This is a genomic window from Runella salmonicolor, from assembly GCF_024158025.1.
In the GTDB taxonomy this organism is placed as follows: domain Bacteria; phylum Bacteroidota; class Bacteroidia; order Cytophagales; family Spirosomataceae; genus Runella; species Runella salmonicolor.
In genome coordinates this window covers 21,111-45,741 of the sequence record NZ_JAMZEL010000021.1, presented here as the reverse complement: position 1 = coordinate 45,741, position 24,631 = coordinate 21,111, and the positions used below count along the sequence as shown (strand labels likewise).

The window sequence follows — 24,631 nt, the reverse complement described above, 5'->3', positions numbered from 1 at the left end:
GTACGAAAATTTATGTGGGGAAATAATCTCTAATGGGAAAACCCATATTAAATCATATTAAACATAATACCTCAATATATATCGAACATTTTTTACGCCGCTTTAATAATGAGATAGACTGGTTAGAAAAATAGATTTCTGGCCAATTGGATAACTTTCAAACGGATAAAAAATGAATAATTCGACGTTAATATATGCCCTCATTACCCGGGCTACGGGTAAAATTGGAGAATCTTTTGCGCGCATTCTGGCGCGAGAAGGATACAGTTTGGTTTTGGTAGATACCAAACCAGATTTATTACAAAAAGCATGTAACACCATTCAAGAGGAGTTTCCTTCCACCCACACGGTTTGCATTAACAAAGATTTAACCCCCGAATCGGCCTCGTATGAGCTTTATAGGGAAGTAAAAGAACAAAATTTGACCATTGAGCTATTAATCAATAACGAAGAAATCGAACACCTAAAACAAAATCCTGCCTTAAAGCATAACCATGGTTTCTACGGGAAGGATGGTATCCCAACCACCAATACTTTTTTAAAGCACCCCCTAACCATTCTTTTTCTGAAAGAAATGATGGCACAAAATACGGGGAAAATAATGCATTTTATCTCAACCATAAACCGCGCTCGCAACATCCGGTTTTCGACGCATAACTTCGATAAACCACTTATTTTTTCGCTCATTGAGGTATTTCAAAATACCATCCAAGAAAGTCTCATTGAGCTCAATATCCTGAATTCGCAAAAGTATTCCCTGTCTTATACGTCGTTGGATGATTTGGATTTAAGACATAATTAGGGGCCGTACTGGTATAGTATTTTAATTTCGTTTTACCCCATCCACTAAAAAACGAATTCAATGACTCGAAAAATCACGCTTAAAGGATTGTGGGAAGTCTTACTTAATTCATTCAACGGATTTTTAGACGACAATGTGACCAAACTCGGCGGCTCGCTGGCGTACTTTACCGTATTTTCGGTAGGACCGTTGTTGGTGGTTATCATTTCCTTTTCTGGAATTTTTTTGGGGCGCGAAGCCATCGAAGGGCAAATTTATGCGCAGCTAGACAGTTTTCTGGGCAAAGACACGGCCATAGAATTACAGGAAATCATCAAGAAAGCTGCCATAAGTGGTAAAAGTACCACCGCTGCCGCCATCGGAATAGCAACTTTGTTGATAGGAACCACAGGTATTTTTGCCGAAATTCAGGACTCCATCAATAAAATATGGGGCATCAAAGCCAAACCAAAAAAAGGATGGCTCAAAATCATCCAAAACCGTTTTTTATCCTTTTCGGTCATTATCAGTCTTGGGTTTTTACTGGTGGTCTCATTGGCCGTCACTACCATCTTAGACGGATTCAACAATCGGTTGCAGGCCGCATTTCCCGAAGTCACGATTGTGGTGTTTTATATTCTTAATCAGGCGCTTACGTTCATCGTCATCAGCTTACTATTTGCGGTTATTTTCAGGGTTTTGCCCGATGCCAAAATCAAGTGGCACGACGTATTGGCGGGCTCGATGCTCACCGCCCTTTTATTTATGCTCGGCAAGTTTGGTATTTCATTCTACATCAGTAAAACCAACATCGGCAGCATGTACGGTGCCGCTGGCTCGATGGCTATTTTGTTGGTTTGGATCTATTATTCTTCTTTGATTCTCTATTTCGGGGCCGAATTTACGAAGGCCTACGCCATGAAATTTGGCTCGGCCATTTATCCCAATGCGTACGCCATTACCGTCAAAGAAGTAGAGATTGAAAACGGCAAAGATTCTATCCAAACCAACGAAAAAAAAAAGAAAGAACTCATAGATAAGGGCTAGCAATCCAAGCAAACCCTCATAACGCTCTTGCATCCCCCTGTAAAAATTCCCTCAATTTTCTTAAAACTTTCCTGACCTATGTGACAATTATCACGGTAAGGCCCTTTTTGACCGTCTACTTTTGCAGAGTCATTCAACAACTCACTGCAAAAGAAAATGAGCTCAATTGAAATTTTTGGTTTTTCAGCCTCCATTTTTATCGGAATAAGTCTCGGGCTTATCGGTGGCGGCGGTAGCATTCTCACTTTACCCGTTTTGGTCTATTTATTGGGCATCAACCCTGTTCTTTCCACGGCGTATTCCCTTTTCGTGGTCGGCACTACTTCATTGGTTGGTTCGGTCAATTATATGCGCAAAGAATTGGTCAATTATCGCGCCGCGCTGGTTTTTGCGGTTCCTTCTTTTATCACCGTTTTTCTAACCCGCAAATACCTCGTTCCTGCCATTCCTGACTCGTTGTTTTCGGTGGGTGGATTTGAGGTCACCAAAAACATCGGCATCATGATATTCTTTGCCATTGTGATGTTGGCCGCTTCGTATTCGATGATTAAGGAGAAGAAAAAGAATAAAACCGAAGAAACTGGCGAATTGAAATTCAACTATCCTGTCATCGGGCTAGAAGGGGCCGTTGTGGGAGCATTAACGGGCCTTGTGGGGGCTGGCGGCGGTTTTTTAATTATCCCGGCCTTGGTGGTTTTAGCGCATTTGCCCATGAAAATGGCCGTAGGTACTTCGCTGCTTATCATTGCGGCAAAATCACTCATCGGCTTTATCGGCGACGTATCCAACCTCCCCGTCGATTGGCCGTTTCTGCTTGAATTTACCGCTTTCTCCGTCGTCGGAATCTTCGTAGGCTCTTACCTTTCAAAATTCGTCCCGAGCGAAAAACTCAAAAGAGCGTTTGGCTGGTTTGTACTCGTGATGGGCATCGGGATTATTTCAAAAGAAATTTTCTTTAAATAATCAAATAAAATGTGGCTTATGTAATAATTGTCACAGTACGGAGCATCCCCTCAATCTAACTTTGTATCATTAATTCAACAATACTAATCTTAACACAACACAACCATGTTCTTTCAACACATTTATGACAAAACCCTAGCCCAAGCGAGTTACCTTATCGGCTGCCAAAGAACGGGTGAGTCCATGGTCATTGACCCCAAAAGAGATGTAGATACGTACCTTGAAATTGCCAAACAAAACGGTTTGCGCATCACCCATATCACCGAAACCCACATTCACGCCGATTTTCTTTCGGGAGCCCGCGAATTGGCCGCAATCACTGGCGCCAATATGTACCTTTCTGATGAAGGCGGCGAAGGTTGGGAATACGAATTTGACCACATCGGTCTGAAAAACGGAAGTGTAATCAAGGTAGGAAACCTTACGTTTGAAGTCATTCACACCCCCGGCCACACCCCAGAAAGTATTAGTTTCTTACTGACCGACAAACCCGCAAGTGCCAAACCAGTGATGCTTTTTACGGGCGATTTCGTTTTCGTAGGTGACATCGGTCGTCCAGATTTATTGGAAAAAGCCGCAGGCATGAAAGGGACACAAGACGCAGGTGCGCTTCAAATGTACAATTCCATCCAAAAATTTGCCGCTTTACCCGATTATTTGCAGGTATGGCCCGGCCACGGAGCAGGTTCGGCCTGTGGCAAAGCCCTCGGCGCTGTTCCTAGCTCAACGGTGGGTTACGAAAAAATCCGGAATTGGGCGTTTCAGCACGACGATGACCAAAAAGGATTTGTGGATTACCTGCTCGCTGACCAACCCGAGCCGCCCAAGTACTTTGCCATGATGAAAAAGCTCAACAAAGTAGCGCGACCGTTGCTTACGCAGGTACCAACACAAACAAAACTTTCAGGCGATGCTGTAAAAGCCGCCATGGAAAAAGGCATCAAATTGATTGATACCAGAAATAAAGTTGATTTTTCCCAAGGTTTTATTCCTGGAAGCATCAACATTCAGGGAAACAACGCCTTTGCTACGTGGATGGGCTGGTTTGTGAATTACGAAGAGCCGTTTATGTTGGTGGCCAACGACAACCAAATCGAAGACCTCACCCGCAAATTGATGCGCATTGGTTTAGACAACGTACTTGGTTATATTGACGACGTAAACACCCTCGAAATTCCGCTCCAAAAAAGCGAAATCATCGAAATCGACGAATTCAAATCTTACCTCAACCGCGAAGATACGCAGGTAATCGACCTGCGCGGGGTATCGGAATACAATACCGAACATATTGAGGGGGTCGAGAATATTTTTATCGGAACGATTCTCTCCAATTTGGATAAAATCAGTAAAGATAAGCAAGTGGTTATCCATTGTCAGGGTGGAGACCGGGCCGCTATTGGGTATTCACTTTTGGTCAAAAACGGATTCAAAAACGTAAAAAACTATTCGGCAGGGATGAACGAATGGGTCGCGAAAGGAAATCCTACCGCAACCGAATTGGTCGAAGCTGCCGCTTGTTAACCCACTTTATTTTCACTAAATCCCCGACGCGGTAGCATCGGGGATTTTTTTATGGGTTTTAGAGACCATTAAATGACATAAAAGCTGACATCAATCAGTATTTCTGTGTGCTAAAAGTTACAGAAAAGGCTACCAACAGGCGGTAATTTTGTTCTATTAAATCAGCAAAATAAACTTCCTCAAAAGACATGAAAGTAGAACAAATTTACACGGGTTGTTTGGCCGAAGCCGCCTATTACATTGAATCAAACGGCGAAGCCGCCGTCATTGATCCCCTTCGTGATACCAAAGCCTACGTAGAGCGCGCCAAAAAAGAAGGCGTTGACATAAAATACGTGTTCGAAACTCACTTCCACGCCGATTTTGTCTCGGGACACATTGATTTATCCAACGCTACGGGCGCCACCATTGTTTTTGGACCCACCGCCAAGCCCGCATACACAGCCTACGTTGCCAAAGACGGGGAAGAATTTCAGTTGGGCAACGTAAAAATCAAGGCCATTCATACGCCCGGCCATACAATGGAATCAACCTGCTTTTTGTTGATTGATGAAAACGGCAAAGAAACGGCCATTTTCACGGGCGATACCCTGTTTATCGGGGATGTAGGCCGCCCCGATTTGGCGCAGCACGTCATCAGCGATTTGACAGAAGAAAAACTGGCGGGGCATCTTTACGATTCTCTCCGCACCAAAATCATTCCGTTGGCCAACGACATTATCGTCTATCCGGGCCACGGTGCGGGCAGCGCTTGCGGCAAAAAAATGAGTAAAGAAACCACCGACACCCTCGGCAACCAGAAGTTGTTTAATTATGCGCTCAATTTGAATCTGACCAAAGAGCAATTCATAAAAGAGATTTTGACGGGGTTGGTTCCTCCCCCTGCCTATTTTCCCCAAAATGTTTTGATGAACATTCAAGGCTACGAAAGCCTCGAAGATGTCATGCAGCGTGGAAGTCAGGCGCTGACACCCGCCGCTTTTGAAGCCGCCGCCAACGAAACCGAAGCCCTGATTTTGGACGTTCGCGAAGCCCAAACTTTTGCCAAAGGATTTATTCCAAACGCCATCAATATCGGCCTTGACGGGCAGTTTGCTTCGTGGGTAGGTACGCTTATTCCTGATTTAAAACAGCCGATTTTATTGGTGGCCGAAGCGGGCAAAGAGGAAGAAACCATCACGCGTTTGGCCCGGGTGGGCTACGACAACTGCATCGGTTACTTGCAGGGCGGCATGGGCGCTTGGCAAGCAGCAGGTCTGGAGTTGGACAGCGTCACTTCTATTTCGGCCCAAACGTTTTCTGATTTGTTTACCGAAAATCCATCACTAACGGTGTTTGATGTGCGTAAAAAAAGCGAATACGACGCCGAGCACATAGTTGGCGTAGAAAATTTGCCGCTGGATTTTCTGAATGACCACATGGCCCAAATTCCAACCGACAAAACCTTTTATGTTCATTGTGCGGGTGGGTATCGCTCCATGATTGCGATTTCGATTTTAAAAGCCCGGGGCTTTGATAATTTGGTGGATGTAGCGGGTGGTTTTGCGGCCCTCAAAAACGTGGGAAAACTCTCTTTGACCGAATACGTCTGCCCTTCTACTCTATTGTAAATCAATTACTTCCTTTGCAAGAGAGAGCGAATTATTCGTTCTCTCTTTTTTTGTGTAACATATATCACGATGTAAGAAAGTAATAACCGCGATTTTTGTGATAAAATCAACCTAATGGGTCTTTTCTGGCCTATTCAGTATACATTTAAATACCATGAAAGAGTTTTGGAATACGCGTTATCAGGAATCTCAATTTGCATACGGTACCCGACCCAATGAGTTTTTTCAGGAAACCATTGATAAATTACCCGCTGGAAAAATCCTGTTACCCGCTGAAGGTGAAGGCCGAAATGCCGTTTATGCCGCTCGCAAAGGCTGGGAAGTGACCGCGTTTGATTACAGTATTCAAGCCATGCTCAAGACCTTTCAGTTGGCCGAACGCCACGGTGTTACGTTGCAATACAGCGTTAAAGACGTTCAAAATTTCGAACCTGAAACGGCGATTTACGACGCTATTGGCTTGTTTTATACCCATTTTCCCATTCAAATACGCCCCGCGTTTCATCAAAAACTGGTGCAAGCCCTCAAACCCGACGGATACGTTATTTTGGAAGGATTTCACAAAAATCAACAATACTACACCTCTGGCGGCCCCAAAGACGAAGCCCTGCTTTTTTCGTTGGAAGAACTGGAGGCTGAGTTTAAAGGCTTGCGTATTTTGAGTTTGGAAGACAAAGTGGTTGAACTCGATGAAGGGCTTTATCATCAAGGGAAAGCACACGTTGTGCGGATGATTGCGATAAAATCTTAAATCTCCTTAACCATAGAACAATGAAAAATACGCTCAACAATTGGCAACTTTGGCTCATGGCAAGTCTGACGTTGGGATTGGCTCCTTTTCTTCCCGAGCCGCACTTATTTGGTAAAATTCGATGGATACTCGGCGGAGCCGTGGGTATGAAACCCATGGATTGGTTTGATTTTTTTTTACATTTAACACCTTGGCTTTTGCTCCTACGAAGTATCGCGCTAAAATGGATAAAATAGCGCAACCTTAACCACTCGTTAGATGAAACTCCCTACATTTAACTAACTATTTTAATACTGTACATATTCATTTTTTTATTCAATTTTTTCATTGATATGTAACATATATCACATTGAAAGAGATTGAATACCGCTAATTTTGTCCCACCGCCTTTCACAACAATTTGGCAATCATGGAGTCCAACAACCTCGTAGAAACGTTATTACGCTCGCTCAAAATTCTATTAGTCTTACTGCTAACCTCGGCCAGTTTAATGTTCTTTTTAGGATATATTCTGGTCGTTGGTGATTCCAATTCAAACGATAATGCACCCATTGTTGAGCAAAACAATTATGTAAAGCCCGATTCAAACTTTGTGGGTCTTTGGCCTGGCCCCGCCGACTGGCAAAAGTCAAAATTCAACCCAGAACAACAAAAGTTAATCAATTATGGCAAAGAGCTCATTGCGCATACGGCTGACTATCTGGGGCCCAAGGGCAGCGTAAAGCCCATTTCTAACGGCATGAATTGCCAAAACTGCCATTTGCAAGCGGGTGCTCAGCCTTGGGGCAACAACTATTTTGCCGTACAGGCTACCTATCCCAAATTTCGCGAACGGTCGGGAACGAGCGAAAATCAAGTAAAACGCGTCAGCGATTGCTTTGAGCGCAGCCTCAACGGAAAAGCCCCCGACTCGACCAGCCGCGAAATGAAGGCTATTTTGGCCTACATCGAATGGTTAGGGACGGGAGTTCCCAAAAATAAAGCACCCAAAGGCTCAGGAATTTATAAACTAAAAGGGCTCAAAAGAGCCACCGACCCCGTTTTGGGAAAAGTAGTGTATGAACAAAAATGCCAAAGTTGCCATCAGGCAAAAGGCGAAGGTGTATTGGCCGCCGACGGTAAAAGCTATACGTTTCCGCCGCTTTGGGGGCCCAACAGCTACAATATCGGCGCGGGTTTGTACCGCATTTCCAACTTTGCGGGCTATGTAAAATACAACATGCCTTTTGGAGTCACCTACAAAAATGCCCAACTCACCGACGAAGAAGCCTGGGACGTAGCTGCCTATGTTAATTCCATGCCCCGACCTACCAAAGACTTAAGCAAGGATTGGCCCAATATCGACGGCAAGCCCTTCGACCATCCGTTTGGCCCTTATTCCGACCCATTTACCGAAACCCAGCATAAATATGGCCCTTACAAGCCCATCAAGGATTGGAAAGAAAAACACAAAGCCAATAAATCCAAAAAGCCTAGCCTCGCCTCCCTATGAAATCACTCCTTTTTATTTTTGCCTTCACGGGTATTTTGTTTGTAAATCAGGCCATTGGACAAACACCGGAGAAAGAACATCGCATCGTATTTCACTTGGCCTCCGCTGACACCCTTGTGCATAAAGCACTCGTTAAACAACTAGGAAACGTCTTAGATTATTGGAAAACCGCCAAAATCGAAGTTGTTGTTCACAATGCTGGGGTAGGTTTTATGAAAAAAGACGAAGCCATCCTGAGCAAAGAAATTGAACTTCTGAAAGAACGTGGAATCGTCTTTGCCGTTTGTGAAAATACCCTTAAACAACGAAAAATAGCCAAAAACCAGATTTTACCAGCGGCCATTTTTGTCCCCGTCGGGCTGGCAGAAATTGTACTCAGGCAAGAGGAAGGTTGGTCATACATCAAAGCGGGATTTTAACTTAAACCTTTATAAACAATGCCTTCTCGCCGCAAATTCCTCCAATCAGGTTTGTTTACAGGGGCCATTTTGGGAAGTACGCCTCCCCTATCGGCTTCTGAAAAAAACACAAATTCCGAAAAAAGTAACCACGCCAAAAGCGGAACAATTACATTCTTACAAACCACCGACGTTCACTGCCAGCTTCACCCCCACGATGAGCTTTTTTGGGAGAACAACCAACTTACATTTCGTAAAGCAGGAGGCTACGCGCATTTGGCAACGGCCTTGGATGTGTTGCGAAAACAAAACCCGTCGAATACCATCGTCATGGATACGGGCGATATGTTTCAGGGCAGTATGCTTGCCATCAAAACCACAGGCAAAGCGTTTGTTCCGCTTTTGAATGCGCTCAATTATGACCTGTATCTTCCCGGAAACTGGGAAGTGGTGTACAACAAACAAAACATGCAGCACCTGATGGGCGGGCTACTGACGCCCAAAGTCTGCGCCAATATGTACCACGACGCAGGCGACGGCAAACGGGGAAATCTCATTTTTCAACCCTACCAGATTTTCAACCGATTGGGGATTAAAATCGGTTTTTTCGGATATACCGATCCGTTGGTTCCGATTCGTCAATCTCCCATGTACAGTAAAGGAATTATTTACACAAAACCCGAAGAAAGCCTAAAAGAATACGTGACGTTGTTGAAAGAACAAGAACAATGTGATTTTGTAATTTTACTTTCACATTTAGGGCTTAGTCAGCAAATTGCGCTTGGCAATAACCCTGACTGTAAAGGAGTTGACTATATTTTTGGGGCTGATACGCACGAGCGGGTACGAAAACCTATTCAGGCAGAATACACCAAAATTGTGGAACCGGGGGCTTTTGGTTCATTCATCGGCAAACTCGACTTGCGCGTTGAAGACGGAAAAATCACGGGAGACTCTTACGAACTTATTGAAGTTGACCCTAAAAAATATCCCGCCAAAAAGGAAGTACAGGAGTTAATAGAACAAATTGAAAAACCGTATCGTACCGAAATAAATCGCGTGATTGGGTACAGTACTTTACCCTTATACCGAAATTTTGTGGTCGAAAACACCATTGATACTTTAATTGTGGACGCCCTCAAATGGAAGGTTAATCCAGATATAGCCTTGTCAAACGGTTTTCGTTTTTGCCCACCCCTGACCGCCGGCAAAGATGGAAAAGTGGCCATCACCGAAGGTTATCTTTTTGACATGCTCCCCATTGATTCTAACGTCAAAACAGCCAAAGCAACGGGCCAACAACTCATGGAATGGCTCGAAAAAGAATTGCAAAACGTATTTGCCCAAGATGCATCCAAACGTTTTGGAGGCTGGTTGATACGGTTTAAAGGGATGCAAATAGAATTTAAAGCAAAGGAAAGAGTGGGTCAACGGGTGCAAAAAGTGACTATCGGCGGTCAGCCTCTCAATCTTGACAAAACCTACACCTTGTGCGCCTGCGAACGCGACGGTGACCCCGATGATATGCTTTGTCGCCTCAAAGGAGTGAAAGAAGCAAGGCTGACTTCTTATACCCTTCATACGGTGATGAAAGAATATTTGCGGGAATTTTCTCCCGTTACGCCCGCTTTACGCCACGATGCCACCATCCTAGACGCTCCTCAGAATCTTTTAAGTCAAGTTTTTGGGGTAGATTATACCTTTAGGTAACATTTGTCACGGAAGGGCCTTTTTCTAACCTGTACTTTTGTAATGTTATTTCAAAACACTAGGCAGAGAAGAAAATGAATCGCACTTTTTATAGTCTAATATTGTTGTCAGGTATGTTAAGTCGTGTTTATGGACAAGGCATACATAGTCACCGAGAAATAGAAAAAGATACCAATACGTTGAACCACTTTTTTGCCAACGGACGCTTTTACGGTCATGCCCGGTCTTATTGGTCAGGCACCGTAAACGACGGCAATCTGAGTGATGCTTATGCATGGGGGGCTGGGGCTGGAATTGGGTACGAAACGCCCAAATTTTTTAAGCGTTTTCAACTCGGTCTGAGTGGTTTTTTTATGTTTAATATCAAATCCACCGACCTCGCCAAAGCCGACCCACAAACGGGACAAGTCAACCGCTACGAGATTGGACTCTTTGACATTGAGCGCCCCAACGACCACGAAGATTTAGACCGACTGGAGGAGTTATTTATCAAAACCCACTTCGGTAAAAAATCGGTCGTTACCATCGGTCGGCAAATCCCACAGTCGCCCTTTATCAATCCTCAAGACGGACGCATGAGACCCACCCTGACCGAGGCCGCCGTGGTAAACATCAATGAATGGTCAAACCTCAAACTCCACGGCGAATACATTTGGCGGATTTCTCCGCGCTCAACCGTTCGGTGGTTTGAGGTGGGTGAAAGCATGGGTGTTTATCCCGTAGGAGTCGATATAAACGGAAAACCCTCTCAGTACAAAGGACATACGGAATCAAAAGGAGTCGGGATATTGGGCGCAACGTACCGTAAAAAACAATGGTCGATTGAGCTTTGGGATACCTACCTTGAAAACATAACTAACACGGGGTTTCTGAAAGCCGAATGGAAATCAAAAACCGAGGCAGGCAAAAACTGGTTTATAGGGAGTCAATTAGTTAGGCAAAATGCATTGGGCAATGGTGGAAATCCAGACCCGTCGCAGGCTTATACTCAAGCTGGAGCAACGTCGACGGTGATTTCGGGCCGAATCGGGCGGCAATCTACCAAATTTGATTGGTACATAAATGCCACCAGAATCACCGCCGAAGGTCGGTACCTTATGCCGCGAGAATGGGGCCGCGAACCTTTTTATACGTTTATGCCCCGCGAACGAAACGAAGGTTTTGGGGATGTAACGGCTACCAGTATCAATACTTTTTATAAACCTCGGAAGAACCTAAAAATTGAAATCAGCGGCGGGTATTTCCAACTACCCGATACCAAAAATTTCGCACTTAACAAATACGGTATGCCTTCGTACTCTCAAATCAACTTAGGCGTTACGTATCAATTTGAAAAATACCTGAAAGGATTAAACGCCCTGCTTTTGGTTGTTCGAAAAGATGAAATTGGCGAAACATACCAAAACGACCGCTATGTATTCAACAAAGTAAATATGTCTCACTTCAACTTAATTCTCAATTATCACTATTAATTAACATTCGCATGCAACAATTCATTGAACTGATTCGTCAACCTTGGCCGTGGTACGTGGCTGGGCCGCTGATTGGGCTGACCGTCCCCACATTATTATTGATTGGAAACAAATCTTTTGGTATTTCATCCTCACTGCGTCACATTTGCGCCGCCTGTTTTCCCGCCAATATTTCCTTTTTTAAGTATGATTGGAAAAAAGAAATCTGGAATTTGGTCTTCGTACTCGGCGTATTTTTTGGGGGAATGATTGCCACCAACTTTATGGAAAACCCCAACGCTTTCCAACTTTCTGCCAGCACAATGGCTGATTTGCGGGCGTTAGGAATTCAGGATTTTTCGGGATTGATGCCCGCCGACTTGTTTAGCATGGAGGCACTTTTTTCGCTTAAAGGATTCATTTTCTTTGTTTTGGGTGGTTTTATGGTTGGTTTTGGCACTCGCTACGCGGGTGGATGTACTTCAGGGCACGCCATCATGGGGTTGTCAAATCTCCAAGTTCCGTCCCTCATCGCAACCTGCTGTTTTATGGTTGGTGGTTTTACCATGACCCACTTATTAATGCCCTTTATTTTCAAATTATTTTAATTGAAACCCAACACATTAAAGCATACAACAATGAGTTTTCAACAAGTTTCTCCTCCCATTGAGCAAGATGAACAACCCTTCGTCTGTGAAGCTCCCAACGACATGGCGCAGTCCGAAAGTTGGGTCAGTAATATCAAATACCTGATTGTCGGGGTTCTTTTTGGGATTGTTTTTGTCAAAGCCGAAATCATTTCTTGGTTCCGTATTCAGGAAATGTTCCGCCTGCAAAGTTTCCACATGTACGGCGTTATTGGTAGCGCGGTAGTGGTCGGAATGATTTCCGTATTTTTGATTAAGAAATTCAATATCAAGACATTATCTGGCGAAACTATTCAGTTTCACCCCAAGAAATTCCAGCGAGGACAAATCTACGGCGGCCTTATTTTTGGTTTGGGCTGGGCCATTACGGGCGCTTGTCCGGGGCCTTTATTTGCCCAAATCGGCAGTGGTTATATGGCCGTGATTGTCACGTTATTGAGCGCCGTGGCAGGAACGTGGGCCTATGGATATTTTAGGGATAAATTACCCAACTAAGCCCTAAAGAATTACCGCAAAATAATACAGCGAGTCTACGCCAAAATGTGCGCTAGACTCGCTGTATTATTTCAATATTAATTGATGAAAAGTTACTCTGCTTTCATCACTTTCAAAGTCAAACTTTTACCGTTTGATTGAACGTTGAGCAGGTACGAACCCGCCGCCAATTGAGGAACCGAGAGGGTTTGACGATGGGCGCTACTACCGCTCACAAATCGGCTCGATACCGCCACACTTCCCTGCACATTCAGCAATTGCCACTCAACCGTTTTACCAGCCATTCCTTTCACCAAAAGGGTCAATTCTCTTCCAATCACAGGGTTGGGCGCAATCGCCGCCCACACATTAGCATCAGCAGAATCATCTGATTCAAAGGTTTCTGCTCCTACTCTACCGTTGCAATTTTTGGCCAAAACAACCGCCGAGCCGTTCATGTTAGCATCACAACCCGTGGCGGCGTTGATCGCATCAACCGTGTAAGTACCAGCAGGCTGCAATCCAAAACTAATCGCGCTGCCAGTTCCTGCCACCAAAATTCCCGTACTTACATTATTTTTTTTGAGCAAGTAATTGACCCCTGCTTCAGAATCCTCCATCCCTACTTCCACACCAGCGCTACCCACGCAGTAATTTCCACCACCCGAAACCTTAAATTTATCGGGGCGACTGTTGGTGTAAATAATGGCTTCTCCCGTCATTGCCGATGTACAGCCAGTGGTTGAAGTAGCTGAAACCGTATAGGCACCCTGCTCGGTCTGCGTAAATGTTAACGAGCTACCTGTGCCCGCTACCGCGCTGCCCACTGGCGAGCCATTGCGGAGGAGTTGATAGTTTACGTTGGTTTGCGAACCGCTCAGCGTAATAGTGAATGATGGCACAACGCCATTTCCATTGTTTCCGCTGCATTTTCCACCACCGCCTGAAACGCTGAACACTGAAGGTACAAGCGGAGCAGCATTAACCACAACGGGGTTGCTTGCATAGGTTGTAGAGCAAGATGTATTGGCTTTGGAGCGCACTACAAGGGTATAATTTCCCGAAGTCAAACCGCTAAAAGTATTTGATTCCTGCCAACCCATATTATTCAAATTGTACTCCAACGTACCTGTACCCGTGGCGGTAATTACAACACTGCCCGTAGCGGTCAAACAAGTAGGTTGGGTTACTACTACGTTGGTGATTGTGGGCGGTGTGCACAAATTCAGTCCGACCAAAACAGGATCGTGGTCAGAAGCCCGGTAAGGCTCAGTGCTGTACAATGAAGCAACAAGACCTGCTGTTTTAAATTCTGTGTTATAGTCTAAAACGGTAGGCTCGTCAGCATTGATGTGCCATTTTTCGGCCCCCGTTACCTGTGATACAAAGGCAGAACTTCCAAGGGCGTGGTCAAGCGAACCAAGTTGACCATCAAAAACGTACGAATATGAGGTCAAAGGAAGAAGATTTCCGAAACCCGCATTGGCAAAAGTGGTTAGCGGGTCTTCTTTGGCGTATGCATTCAAGTCACCCAGAATAAGGTAATCAGGGTCGGTTGTGCCCGTTGGGTTTGTTAACAACCACGCAGCTACATCCTGTGCCTGACGGGTACGTGTTCCGTTAGAGAGCCCCTGCCCGTCGCCAGAATCGGCATCTCCTGCACCGCCTGAACTGCTACCTTTTGATTTAAAATGGTTTACTACAGCCGTAAACACTTCTCCCGTTGAAACCTGCTGGAATGTTTGCGCCAACGACCGTCTTCCTACCACCGTGAACGAACCCGTACCAAAATCAAAAGGAATGGCCTTTGCATCGCCAACGGGGCTGACCGCCGCTGGTTTATAAATCATTGCAACGGTTATTTCGTCAGTAGAAATATTGCCTGAATTGATAAAACTATAAGTACCCGCACCAGCAATACCGTTTAATCCATTCACTAAATCTTGAATGGCACTCGTGGCTCCAAAACCGTCATTTTCAATTTCCATCAAACCAACTACATCGGCTCCTGAAGCAATGATTGCGTTCAGAATCTTATCCCGTTGACGATTAAATTCGGTAACATTGTCCGCTCCGCGTGAAGTAGGAAATCCACCGCCCGAACCGTTTCCGTTGAAATAGTTGAGCACATTGAAGCTAGCCACTTTCAACGTGCCACCAAGCATAGGCGGCGTAGCTGGGCGGGCATTGGTGGCCATGAAATTAGGGCTGGTCAAGGTCTGGATTCGGTAGCCTTCAAAACGATGGTCTAACACCCCCACCACACTCACGACCTCGTCGCCCGTGCGGAGGGTATTGGAAGCGCTGAGGGGATTTCCACCTCGCCCAAAAATGATTGGGTCAGGGTTTTGTGAACCAACGCCATCATCCAAATAAATCTTTCTTTTGGCAATCTGAGCCAGATAGTCAGAATAACCTGCTACGCTTGGGGTATTAAACTGCGTGTATTGATCCAAACGGGCGTCGGTGCCGGGTTGATTGCTGTCACCGTTTGCGGAGAGCACAAGTTGTCCGAAACGGCCCAATTGAAACAGCTCTGTCACGGTAAGATTTCCCGTGGCGGCGCTCAACTCCACGAGCATACCTTCGTAGCGCTCCAAGTCGTTCACGTCTGATACAGGTAATTGTACGTTGGTAATAGCAGGTAACGTAGCCGCACCCGCATTCTGTACACTCACCAATTCGTTCAATTGGGTTAAGCTGCTTCCGCTTGAGGTAAATTCTGCCGCTTTACCCGTTACTTTTACTTTATCACCGATGTTACCGCTGAAAAGTTGGGCGGGGTCAAAAACAAAAATCCCTTCCGACGTGGCTGGATTGCCGTCGGTATCGGCATCTTCTTCCTGTACATAAAAACCGTTCAAACGCGTTGAACCAAGGAAAGTACGCGTTACAATGCCTTCAATGGCAACCGTTGTGCCCGCAAAAGGCGTCGTGGTGCCACTACCTTGAATTTCGTGTATTTTAGAAACTGCGATATCATCATTTTGAATGGTCCCCTGCCCTTGTGTATCACCCGCAGTCGCGCCAGTTACGTTGGTTACTTTGACAAAAAAGGTTTCGTTTGGCTCGGTGGTTTCGTCGCCATTTACTACCACTTCAAAACTGTAACTGTTTGAGCCTTGTGGGATGGTTTGTCCAGTCAATGATTTTGCTACATAATCACTGCTCGAACTAGCGGTATTATCGTCGGTCGCAATATCAAACGTCACTCCACCTGCTCCCGCAGCTACGTTCAAACTTACCGTAAATGAATAAGTAGTGGTGCCGGTATTGCCTTCTACTTTAGAAACGTCATTGATGTTGAGCGTAGGCGTCACGGGACCGCAGGTAGCGGTGTGCGTTCCTAAGCCACCAAATGTGTCGTTGGCAAAGCCATCCCATTCGGTGGCAGGGTCAAATGCATTACTTCCGTTTACTTCACCACCACAGATGACTGCTTTCCGACGAAGGGTATTGTCGGCGGTAGAGGTTAGCCCCGATCCCCATTCGGTACCAGGGTCATTTCCAATTATACCGATTACGTCAATAATTGTAGTGCCTTTGCGAAGCACAACCACATCATCACCGTTGAACCAACCCGAACCATTGGTTTGATCGGCTTGGGCCAGTATGGTTGTGCTTGCACCTGAATTGGCAATAACAAAAACATCATTACTAGCGACTGTCCCCGTCAAATTAATGGTTAATGTCGAAGCAGTGTTACCGTTAAAATACATCTGAATATTGTACCCGCCATCCGCTAAATTAATGGCACTGCCCGTACCATTATAAATTTCAATGGCTTTGTTGTTGCTGCTTCCTTCAATGTACTCAGAAATAAACAACTCCGTGGGCGCCTGCGACCGAGAGACCGTTGAAACCGTTAACAATAGGGCTAAAAGGCAAAAAGAGCCTAAACGCTGAAGCCAACGCACGGGATTTAAAGGTTGAAAATGGGTTTGGGGTAGTAAAAGTGAAGTCATAAATGGTTTTTTAGAACGTTTGATTTGAGTGAAGTAAAATTATGTTGTCGCGAAAGTACAAACAGTAACATTATCAAAATGTAAATTTTAAAAATAATATACCTAAAAGTCATACCTAAAAAGCTTTAATTATCTTACCAAAATCCCTCCTAGGTATAAAAACTGCTTCTCGTATAACTTAGGGTTGTTTATTTTGTTATTGCGTTTTTGCAAAATCGACGCTTTATCAAGCTTTTCAGCGGAAACTTTTATGGTTACCTCATGATTTCCTGCATTCAAACCGTTAATAATCGTATAGTTCATCCGGTAGTAGGTCGCATATTCATCAAAACGATTGATGTAACGAGGTGGCTCATTGTCGATGTATACTCTGATTTGCCCACTACTCGGCCCTATCACATCCACGATTCCAAAACTTGTTCCCTTGAAGCGTACCTTGATGTACTCCGAAGTGTCATCGGAGGCAATGACGGAGGTCAGAAGCGAGGCGTAAGCTTTTCCTATCACGACTGAATCGACCCTTTGCCAGCCCGAACTTTTTTGGATTTTGTCCAGCGCCAAAAGGCTTGCTTTTTCTAAATTGTTAGGCATTAACGCCTTTTTCAACTTGTGTTTGCCTTTTTTCCCAACCGATTGAAGCTGAATTAGGTGTTTTTTTACGGCTTCTGCGTATACTTTATGCCCTGTTTCAGGGAAAGGATGTACTCCATCCGCCGAAAAAACCATTGGGTCAGTAGTAGAACCAGCCTGACCTTGAAGCACCATTTTTCCCTCAGCAATTAAGTTCACCGCAGGAAAAGCCATTGAAATTGAGGGGATTTGGTAATAATCGGCGACGCCTTCCATCGCCGATGCAGAAACGGGGAATGTACCCCGCTGATAAAATTCCAACTGCGGGCGGGAGAAAGTATACACAAAACAAATATCAATGGAGCGGTTTTGTTGCCAAATTTGGCGGACAATTCCTTCCATTGATTCTTTCACATCCTGCGCCGATTTTCCATTGTCATTGACGGCAAATTCCACAAAAACCAAATCAGGAGCATATTGCAGAACATGGTTTTGCAAGCGATACGCGCCAAAATCGGAGCCGGTCCCACCGATGGCGGCCATGATTTCCACAAATTGTGCTTGGGGATAGTTGCTTTGCAACCATTGGAATGTTTTAGTGCGCCATCCATGATCGGCCCGGGTAATACTCCCACCCAAATAGGCCACTTTTACGGTTTGACCTTTCTGTATTTTATCAAAAAAATGAGGCAAGCCTGCGCGATAGGTTGCCTCAACAGAATTAACTAAAGGTTCGGTTTGTGCAATAGTCCGTATGGCAAAAAGCACCGAACATAGTACAAAAAATAGTTTTTTCATTACGTTTGGGAAAGTACCGATAAATAACGGGTGAATTTTTATCCCAAAAGTACTTCAAACTTCTATTTCTATCCTTTTTTCTCCATTAATTGTTCCTCATTCTGGTTTATTTAATCAACAAACTTGCGTTGACTAGTGGCATTTTCGGTCGGGAAATCTCTTGGAATGGGGATATCGACCTTGCCCGTAGCGGCCCACTGAGCCCCGCGTTGAAGGCAAGTGATAAATCCGACACATTCGACCGAATAATCAACATGTCCGAGTGGCGTATGAAAAACGCGCCCCTTGCCGTATTTGATGGTCATCAACATGGGTTCGTGGCGGTCGGTTCCGCGGTTATCTTTAGGAGAAAAAGCCGTGGCCAATACTTCCATATCTTCGGCGGGCCCGCGCAGGCGGTCATACATTTCGTCTTTGGTGTGCATCCATTTCAGCGGCATTCCTTTCGTAATCGGGTGTTTGGAGTTTCTGACAGTGATTAAAAACTCCTTTTGTGCCCCATGAGAGCCTGCTTTACCAGCCTGCATATCCTTGACCAACTTTCCATTTTGATCGTAGTAAACAAAAGGGCCGTCTTTTTCGCTACGGTCGCCCCAGCCTCCTACCCCGATCATTCGGTTATAGGCAGGCCATTTCGGAAATGAATTATCGGCGGCATGAACGACCACTAAACCACCGCCATTGTTCATAAATTTCTCAAAATCAGCCTGCGTTTCGTCCGACCAAGGGGCCGCATTCCAACCAAAATTACAAACCACTAAATCATACTTAGAGAAATCAGGATGAAAAGCGGAATCCATTTTGGCATTTGCCATTGCTTTGGTGGCAGGCAGTCCTTTGATTTTGTATTTATCAACGAGGTCACCACCGTTCCAAGTGTAATAAGTACGTTGCACATCCACCGAAAATTTACCCGTTTCTTCCAAGTAATCTTTCATCATGTACGTTATTTTGGGCCACTGCTCGTGGTTGTTTTGCCCGTCAACAATCAAGGTTTTGATGATTTTTGGACCTTTTTCTTTTTTGGATTGGGCTTGAGCATTTCCCCACCCCAGCGTGGTCAAAAGCACTAAAAAAACGTAAGTAGGTTTCATGAAAAAAGTGAATGGTTATAATTTCTAATCGATTAAATCTTCCTAAAAAACAGCATTTTTACTCAATACCCTTTACTTTCGGCAAAGGGGCCAGTGGGCGCGCTACCATCGACTAATCCAAAACGACGATAAGCATCCTCCATAATGGCCGCCGTGGCGCTGGCGCCCAAACGTGCAACGCCCATTTTCTGCACTTTCAGAAGCCCGTCAAGGGTACGCACCCCACCCGCGGCTTTGACCAAAACCCCTGGGCCCACGTGGTCGAGCATCAATCGGAGGTCATGCTCAGTGGCGCCTTCGTAGCTGTACTTTCCGTCGCTGCCCTTCACAAAACCGTAGCCAGTAGAGGTTTTTACAAATTCAGCCCCGACTGCCGTACAAATCTCACAAAGTTTGATTTTAAAGGAATCTTCGGGCAAGAAATCATTTTCAAAAATCACCTTCAGAATGGCCCCGTGCTGCTTGCAAGCCGTTTTAACCGCCTGTATTTCCTCTTGCACATAAGTCCAATCATTGGCCAATACCTTTCCGATGTTGACCACCATATCAATCTCAACAGCCCCGTCCTTACAGGCCTGAACAGTTTCGGCGACTTTTATCGAAACGGTACTGTTCCCGTGGGGAAAACCAATCACCGTACCTACCAAAACATCAGTACCTGCCAGCAACTCCGTGGCCATTTTGACCGCATAAGGCTTGATACAAACCGAGGCAACATCGTATTTTAGGGCCAGCTTACAACCTTCCAGTAGTTCTGCATCCGTCAGGGTTGGATGCAGCAGCGAGTGGTCTATCATCTTTGCAAGGCTGCGAATCTTTGCGGTGTTCATAACAATCAAGTTTAATGTAAAATATCATTATAATGGGTTATTTCTGCAAAACAGTTATTCATTTACCATACAAGCGCTGACTTTGTAAATTTTCCCGTCTGTTTTTGTGAAAATATACAATTCACCGTTTAGCCCCTCTCCCAATCTCGCGTCGGTTTTGGCGTAGCCTGTGAGTTCACGTAAAGTTGTCAATTTATCCTCCAGCATAAGCTCTAATTCCTGAATATCGGCCTGCTTTCCAAGGCGGAATTGGTTATTTTCCACGTAAAAAATGCGACCATTGACAATATCCCCGAAAATATACTTGCCTTTGAGGGGCGGAATATTGTTTGAATCATACACAAATCCCCCCGAAATGGCATTGCCTTCGTCGTGGTCGTATTGAGCTGCTGGATAGGTGTATTTGGTCGGAGGCTCATTTTTGGGTAACTGATACACCAAGTTCATTTTTCCGCGGGCGTTCATCACAAAAGTACCTTCCCGCTCGGGCCATCCGTAATCGGCTCCTGGCTTGCCAATATTAATTTCTTCAATCTGGGTATGGCCAATGTCCGTAATCAACATTTTACCATCTGGTGTCCAAATGATGCGATTGGGATTTCTAAAACCACGACAATACACTTCTCCAACCGCGCCTTTGACTTTAACAAATGGATTTGACGCAGGAATCCCGTAGCGCCCGTTTTTACTGTTCTTTCCCAACGGGTTGATGCGTAATACCGAGCTCCAAACGTGCGTTTTATCATTGCATAAAAAAGCGAAACCATTTTCTGTAGCGCCCCCATCCCCCACTCCAATGTACAATAAACCATAGTCAGCACTCCCCACCTTGGCTAGAGGATTGAACGTAATTTCTTGCACTCCGTGGATGGGTGAAACCATATTTACCCGCATCAACTCACGACCTTTGCCCGAAAAAGTCTTGGCATTAGGATTCTCCATTTTCCATTCTCGGAGCACCCATTGTAAGGTTACTTTTATGGAGTCGGCGTACCCAAAATCGGGCGTGGCAGCTTTTCCTTTTTCGGTATGGGTGGTGTAAAAAAGCCCATTACGGTAGAAATCAGGGTGAAAGGCAAAGTTTCCAAATCCAGTCGCTAATCCTGGAGCGTGAATAAATTCAGGAATTTCTTTGGCAATATCCATAAACTCTACAAGCTGATTATCAATCATTTCGTAGAGTTTTCCCCGCAAATCCACGATAAACAAACGGTCTTTTGCTCCCGCCAATTTCAACATCTTATTGATTCTGGCCAAGGGCAATTTTGCCGCTGTCGGGGGAGCGGTAGTTAAATACTCTAATTTTAAGCGTAATCCTGATTTTTCAATTTTTTTTGGGACTGGATTGCTCACAGGCGTTCCTAAATGACTCGAAACAGAAGCGGTAGTTTCAGTTTTTCGTTTGGAATGAATAAACGACATAATTGCCTTAATGTCGGCTTCTGGTAATGCTGTAAAAGCTGGCATTGCCTGCTTATATTCATCAAAAAGCATAGACGCACGGGCATCACCGCTACCGATCATTTCGGGGGCATTTCGGATAAACTTTTTTAGCCATTCTGAGGGCACTACGGTTGTTACGGTCGAAAGTTCGGGGCCGATGCCCTTCTGCAAAAAGTTGTGACACGCCGAACAGTTGTTTTCAAATAAAACCTGTCCTTTGGTAATTATTTTCTTATCCGTTGAATATTCGTCTTCAACTAATCTTTTTTGGGAGCTTTTCGAAGTTGTTTTATTTTCCCCTGCGTAGGAGGTCACGCCCAACAATGCGGTAAAAAATGATATAAAAATGAGCACTCTTGTCGTCAGAATCGATGATGTAATAGTATTAGGGTTGGTAATTTTCATTAGATAATAAAAATAGTTGATTGAAGTATGGATAAAAAAAGGACATTTCTTAATGAAAGAAGATTTAGCCAAAAATCTCCCGAAAACGATTGCAAGATATTATTGGCGGCGTACAAGAATACTTGACATCATGCCTTACATACCTTCGAAAAAACAAAAAAGCTCTCTCGTTTAGGGAGAAAGCCTTCGGTAGATGAGTGTGAAAATGAGGGGTTATGGTTTCAAATCAGTTGTTTTAGTTTCTCTGCCCATTCAATCAATTTATCAACATCTTTCATTCTAACATCCGATGAGGTTCTGATTTTCTCAAATGCTTTTATCAGCATTTTTTTCGTTTCTTCTACCTTTGCTTTGGGCTTATTTTTTACGAATAGAGTCGTTTCTTTTTCGGTGAGTATACCCTCTAGTTTCTCCGTTGAGTCAATGAGTTCGGTTTCCTGTGTCTTGGCTAATTTCTGAATATCAGCTTTACCAATCTTGATTTCACCGCTTAAAACCGCATTTTTAAGGTCATTATCTAGCTTATCAAGCCCCGCGGCAAATTCGGCGTCTCTTAGAATTGTATTTCTGCCAACTTTATATTCTTTGGCTAACTTTTCGGAGGTTGAAAGTGAATTTTTATCATAAGTCCCATTTTGGGAATTATGCTTTTCTCCGTCATTTTCACCATAAGTCCCAGAGTGGGACTTATGGTCATTTCGGTCGTATTTCCCTTTTTCCGTCTTCTCCAAATTATACCTGAGACCCCTAAAATAGGAAGTTTGTTGGGGGGTTAAATTTCGGCGACCCAACTGCAAATCAATCATGTAGTCTTTTACCTCCTTAAGTGACAAAAAAGGCATTAACTGAACGTTGAAATTAATGTTTCGGGCGGTGCAAATACGATAGCGATTGTGCCCATCGACCAGTATGTAGGCTGGGGTATTAGGGGTAAGAGACGCATCATCGACTACACCTTGGGTGGTTTCCCATAACAGTAACGCGTCTTTGCAGCCGTTTTTGATAATATTTTGTTCCAGCTGATTGAGTTCATCCTCGGTAGGAGAGGGGATAAAACTGCGAAGTTCCTCTAAAATTTGAATGTTTTGCTTTATCTGCTCAGAAGTGATGTAGCTGTTATTGAGCGCCTGTTTGGTTTTTTCGCCAATGGCGTTTTTGATGTTGAGCTTAGCCATAGGGATATTATTTTACAATTTGCAGGTAATCAATAAACTCATTACAAAAATCACGGTAATTTTTCGCAGCCTCGGAGTTATCGGCAAATTTGGCAATGGGTCGCTGTAAAATTTGTGATTTTTGAAAGTCAACCAAGTGTTTGATTTCGGTTTTAAAGACCCGAATTGGCACGTTCTCTTTCACGTTTTCTTTGATTCCGTCATGGACGCTGTTTTTCTTCACCATTGTAAACACAATGCCATCAACCTTCAATTCTGAGTTGAGGTTCGTCTTCACCTCCATAACGCGCTGTAGAAGCGAATTAAGGCCCTTTACGGCCGACATTTCGGGTAACAGTGTAATCAAACAGCTGTTGGAAGCATTCATGGCCGAAATCGTCAGTTTATTGAGGGAGGGAGGGCAATCAATCAGCACGTATTCAAATTCGGTAAGTAGAGGTTGAAGTTTGTTCTTTAGACGCAAATCTCCCCCCACACTCAAAATGAGTTGAATCTCGGCATCTGCAAGCTCAATATCTGAGGGTGACAGATAAAGATTCTCTGATATTTCAATGATGGGCAATGGTTGAGCATGATTTAGCAGCGCATGGGCCACCTGCACTTCTGGATTTTCTACACCAAGAATTTGACTGAGATTACCTTGTGGGTCTAGGTCGATAAGCAAGACTTTAAAACCTCTCCTAGCTAATGCTTCCCCTAATGAGGATGTTGTGGTTGTTTTTCCCACTCCCCCTTTGTGATTAATGATGGATATGACTCTGGCTTTTTCGTAAAGGGTGGATGAATAACCGTATTTGGTTAATATGGGGAAGAGCGCAGTAAGATGTTTTTCTGCTAGGTTACGTGAGCCCGCAAGTGCTTGGGCAATGGTTCCCTTTGGAATCCCTGCTTCTTTCTCCAATGCCGACACGGTGAGCGCGGGGTTGTGCTTCAAGAAATTTTCTACTTCTTTTTGACTTATCATACGACTGTTGATTTTGTCATTATTTTTTTACAAAAATAGTTAAAATAGTAATCATTAGTAAAAGTATTTTGACAAAATACTGTAAAAAGTAGTGTAAGGTTTTTGATTTAGGGCCTAAAACAGAATGTGGAATTGAAAAAGGCGGGAAAGAAGTGAAATAGTAACGAACTAATTTTTTAGTTGACCCCCAAATCCATTTTTGATGGGAGCGAATTTTTGTTTTTTGTTTTGTTTTTTGTTGTTCCTTTTTTGTTTTTCCCTAGAAGAAAACTGCATTGATTTTAATTTGAAAATTGGTTAAATTTTTATTTAGAAATTGATGATTAAAATATTGATGATTTAAGGGGATTGTAATTCACTGATAGTCAGTGGCTTGCAGGGTCGAATTCTGTCAAAATGTAGTCGAATTCTGTCAAAATGTAGTCGAATTCTGTCAAAATGTAGTCGAACTCTGTCAAAATGTAGTCGAACTCTGTCAAAATGTAGTAATCTATTCTGTCAAAATGTAGTCGAATTCTGTCAAAATGTAGCCGAACTCTGTC

Annotated in this window: 20 protein-coding genes; 13 read left to right on the top strand and 7 right to left on the bottom strand. The window is 44.2% G+C overall.

Going from position 1 to position 24,631, the window contains the following annotated elements:
* The first annotated feature begins 172 nt into the window (after positions 1–172).
* The 13 genes from NCI00_RS27940 (at position 173) to NCI00_RS27880 (ending at position 12,866) form a co-directional block, all read left to right on the top strand.
* Positions 173–802: an SDR family NAD(P)-dependent oxidoreductase gene (locus tag NCI00_RS27940; protein ID WP_253533089.1), complete on the top strand. Its 630-nt coding sequence runs from the start codon at positions 173–175 to the stop codon at positions 800–802.
* Between the two features lie 60 nt (positions 803–862).
* Positions 863–1,828 carry a YihY/virulence factor BrkB family protein gene (locus NCI00_RS27935; RefSeq protein ID WP_166561453.1) on the top strand — a complete coding sequence of 322 codons (966 nt, stop codon included), beginning with the start codon at positions 863–865 and terminating at the stop codon, positions 1,826–1,828.
* 156 nt (positions 1,829–1,984) lie between these two features.
* The gene (locus NCI00_RS27930) at positions 1,985–2,791 is read left to right on the top strand and encodes a sulfite exporter TauE/SafE family protein (protein ID WP_253533086.1); all 807 of its coding nucleotides are present in this window, start codon (positions 1,985–1,987) and stop codon (positions 2,789–2,791) included.
* 105 nt (positions 2,792–2,896) lie between these two features.
* Positions 2,897–4,312 carry an MBL fold metallo-hydrolase gene (locus NCI00_RS27925; RefSeq protein WP_253533084.1) on the top strand — a complete coding sequence of 472 codons (1,416 nt, stop codon included), beginning with the start codon at positions 2,897–2,899 and terminating at the stop codon, positions 4,310–4,312.
* 188 nt (positions 4,313–4,500) lie between these two features.
* A complete protein-coding gene (locus NCI00_RS27920; protein WP_253533082.1) occupies positions 4,501–5,922 on the top strand; it encodes an MBL fold metallo-hydrolase in 1,422 nt (473 codons plus the stop codon).
* Between the two features lie 154 nt (positions 5,923–6,076).
* Entirely contained in the window at positions 6,077–6,673 is a 597-nt protein-coding gene (locus NCI00_RS27915; RefSeq protein WP_253533080.1) for a class I SAM-dependent methyltransferase, read from the top strand.
* A gap of 20 nt (positions 6,674–6,693) precedes the next feature.
* The gene (locus NCI00_RS27910) at positions 6,694–6,909 is read left to right on the top strand and encodes a hypothetical protein (RefSeq protein ID WP_253533078.1); all 216 of its coding nucleotides are present in this window, start codon (positions 6,694–6,696) and stop codon (positions 6,907–6,909) included.
* Between the two features lie 254 nt (positions 6,910–7,163).
* Entirely contained in the window at positions 7,164–8,165 is a 1,002-nt protein-coding gene (locus tag NCI00_RS27905) for a c-type cytochrome (RefSeq protein ID WP_310586796.1), read from the top strand.
* Positions 8,162–8,584, top strand: coding sequence for a DsrE family protein (locus tag NCI00_RS27900; protein ID WP_253533074.1), 423 nt, complete (start codon positions 8,162–8,164; stop codon positions 8,582–8,584). Before NCI00_RS27905 ends, NCI00_RS27900 begins: the two co-directional genes overlap by 4 nt.
* A gap of 18 nt (positions 8,585–8,602) precedes the next feature.
* Positions 8,603–10,273, top strand: coding sequence for a bifunctional metallophosphatase/5'-nucleotidase (locus NCI00_RS27895; RefSeq protein ID WP_253533072.1), 1,671 nt, complete (start codon positions 8,603–8,605; stop codon positions 10,271–10,273).
* A gap of 113 nt (positions 10,274–10,386) precedes the next feature.
* Positions 10,387–11,745, top strand: coding sequence for an OprD family outer membrane porin (locus tag NCI00_RS27890; protein WP_253533070.1), 1,359 nt, complete (start codon positions 10,387–10,389; stop codon positions 11,743–11,745).
* An 11-nt stretch (positions 11,746–11,756) separates the two neighbouring features.
* The gene (locus NCI00_RS27885) at positions 11,757–12,332 is read left to right on the top strand and encodes a YeeE/YedE family protein (protein WP_253533068.1); all 576 of its coding nucleotides are present in this window, start codon (positions 11,757–11,759) and stop codon (positions 12,330–12,332) included.
* Positions 12,333–12,362: 30 nt separating this feature from the next.
* Entirely contained in the window at positions 12,363–12,866 is a 504-nt protein-coding gene (locus NCI00_RS27880) for a DUF6691 family protein (protein ID WP_253533066.1), read from the top strand.
* 92 nt (positions 12,867–12,958) lie between these two features.
* On the opposite strand, the gene NCI00_RS27875 is transcribed toward NCI00_RS27880, so the two are convergent.
* The 7 genes from NCI00_RS27875 to NCI00_RS27845 form a co-directional block, all read right to left on the bottom strand.
* Positions 12,959–16,810, bottom strand: a complete 3,852-nt coding sequence (locus tag NCI00_RS27875; protein WP_253533064.1) for an ExeM/NucH family extracellular endonuclease — start codon at positions 16,808–16,810, stop codon at positions 12,959–12,961.
* 129 nt (positions 16,811–16,939) lie between these two features.
* Complete coding sequence (locus NCI00_RS27870; protein WP_253533062.1) at positions 16,940–18,178, bottom strand: SGNH/GDSL hydrolase family protein; 1,239 nt, start codon at positions 18,176–18,178, stop codon at positions 16,940–16,942.
* A 110-nt stretch (positions 18,179–18,288) separates the two neighbouring features.
* On the bottom strand, positions 18,289–19,272 hold the full coding sequence (locus NCI00_RS27865) for a ThuA domain-containing protein (RefSeq protein ID WP_253533060.1): 984 nt from the start codon (positions 19,270–19,272) through the stop codon (positions 18,289–18,291).
* A 62-nt stretch (positions 19,273–19,334) separates the two neighbouring features.
* The gene (gene deoC, locus NCI00_RS27860) at positions 19,335–20,102 is read right to left on the bottom strand and encodes a deoxyribose-phosphate aldolase (RefSeq protein ID WP_253533058.1); all 768 of its coding nucleotides are present in this window, start codon (positions 20,100–20,102) and stop codon (positions 19,335–19,337) included.
* 54 nt (positions 20,103–20,156) lie between these two features.
* Positions 20,157–21,950 carry a PQQ-dependent sugar dehydrogenase gene (locus tag NCI00_RS27855; protein WP_253533056.1) on the bottom strand — a complete coding sequence of 598 codons (1,794 nt, stop codon included), beginning with the start codon at positions 21,948–21,950 and terminating at the stop codon, positions 20,157–20,159.
* Between the two features lie 221 nt (positions 21,951–22,171).
* Positions 22,172–23,125, bottom strand: coding sequence for a ParB N-terminal domain-containing protein (locus NCI00_RS27850; RefSeq protein WP_253533054.1), 954 nt, complete (start codon positions 23,123–23,125; stop codon positions 22,172–22,174).
* 7 nt (positions 23,126–23,132) lie between these two features.
* A complete protein-coding gene (locus tag NCI00_RS27845) occupies positions 23,133–24,089 on the bottom strand; it encodes a ParA family protein (protein WP_253533052.1) in 957 nt (318 codons plus the stop codon).
* Positions 24,090–24,631 lie beyond the last annotated feature (542 nt).

What these genes read in the sequence shown, in the direction of transcription:
- NCI00_RS27940 (WP_253533089.1), top strand. Translation starts at nt 173, where the DNA reads ATGAATAATTCGACGTTAATATATGCCCTCATTACCCGGGCTACGGGT.
- NCI00_RS27935 (WP_166561453.1), top strand. Translation starts at nt 863, where the DNA reads ATGACTCGAAAAATCACGCTTAAAGGATTGTGGGAAGTCTTACTTAAT.
- NCI00_RS27930 (WP_253533086.1), top strand. Translation starts at nt 1,985, where the DNA reads ATGAGCTCAATTGAAATTTTTGGTTTTTCAGCCTCCATTTTTATCGGA.
- NCI00_RS27925 (WP_253533084.1), top strand. Translation starts at nt 2,897, where the DNA reads ATGTTCTTTCAACACATTTATGACAAAACCCTAGCCCAAGCGAGTTAC.
- NCI00_RS27920 (WP_253533082.1), top strand. Translation starts at nt 4,501, where the DNA reads ATGAAAGTAGAACAAATTTACACGGGTTGTTTGGCCGAAGCCGCCTAT.
- NCI00_RS27915 (WP_253533080.1), top strand. Translation starts at nt 6,077, where the DNA reads ATGAAAGAGTTTTGGAATACGCGTTATCAGGAATCTCAATTTGCATAC.
- NCI00_RS27910 (WP_253533078.1), top strand. Translation starts at nt 6,694, where the DNA reads ATGAAAAATACGCTCAACAATTGGCAACTTTGGCTCATGGCAAGTCTG.
- NCI00_RS27905 (WP_310586796.1), top strand. Translation starts at nt 7,164, where the DNA reads ATGTTCTTTTTAGGATATATTCTGGTCGTTGGTGATTCCAATTCAAAC.
- NCI00_RS27900 (WP_253533074.1), top strand. Translation starts at nt 8,162, where the DNA reads ATGAAATCACTCCTTTTTATTTTTGCCTTCACGGGTATTTTGTTTGTA.
- NCI00_RS27895 (WP_253533072.1), top strand. Translation starts at nt 8,603, where the DNA reads ATGCCTTCTCGCCGCAAATTCCTCCAATCAGGTTTGTTTACAGGGGCC.
- NCI00_RS27890 (WP_253533070.1), top strand. Translation starts at nt 10,387, where the DNA reads ATGTTAAGTCGTGTTTATGGACAAGGCATACATAGTCACCGAGAAATA.
- NCI00_RS27885 (WP_253533068.1), top strand. Translation starts at nt 11,757, where the DNA reads ATGCAACAATTCATTGAACTGATTCGTCAACCTTGGCCGTGGTACGTG.
- NCI00_RS27880 (WP_253533066.1), top strand. Translation starts at nt 12,363, where the DNA reads ATGAGTTTTCAACAAGTTTCTCCTCCCATTGAGCAAGATGAACAACCC.
- NCI00_RS27875 (WP_253533064.1), bottom strand. Translation starts at nt 16,810, where the DNA reads ATGACTTCACTTTTACTACCCCAAACCCATTTTCAACCTTTAAATCCC.
- NCI00_RS27870 (WP_253533062.1), bottom strand. Translation starts at nt 18,178, where the DNA reads ATGAAAAAACTATTTTTTGTACTATGTTCGGTGCTTTTTGCCATACGG.
- NCI00_RS27865 (WP_253533060.1), bottom strand. Translation starts at nt 19,272, where the DNA reads ATGAAACCTACTTACGTTTTTTTAGTGCTTTTGACCACGCTGGGGTGG.
- deoC (WP_253533058.1), bottom strand. Translation starts at nt 20,102, where the DNA reads ATGAACACCGCAAAGATTCGCAGCCTTGCAAAGATGATAGACCACTCG.
- NCI00_RS27855 (WP_253533056.1), bottom strand. Translation starts at nt 21,950, where the DNA reads ATGAAAATTACCAACCCTAATACTATTACATCATCGATTCTGACGACA.
- NCI00_RS27850 (WP_253533054.1), bottom strand. Translation starts at nt 23,125, where the DNA reads ATGGCTAAGCTCAACATCAAAAACGCCATTGGCGAAAAAACCAAACAG.
- NCI00_RS27845 (WP_253533052.1), bottom strand. Translation starts at nt 24,089, where the DNA reads ATGATAAGTCAAAAAGAAGTAGAAAATTTCTTGAAGCACAACCCCGCG.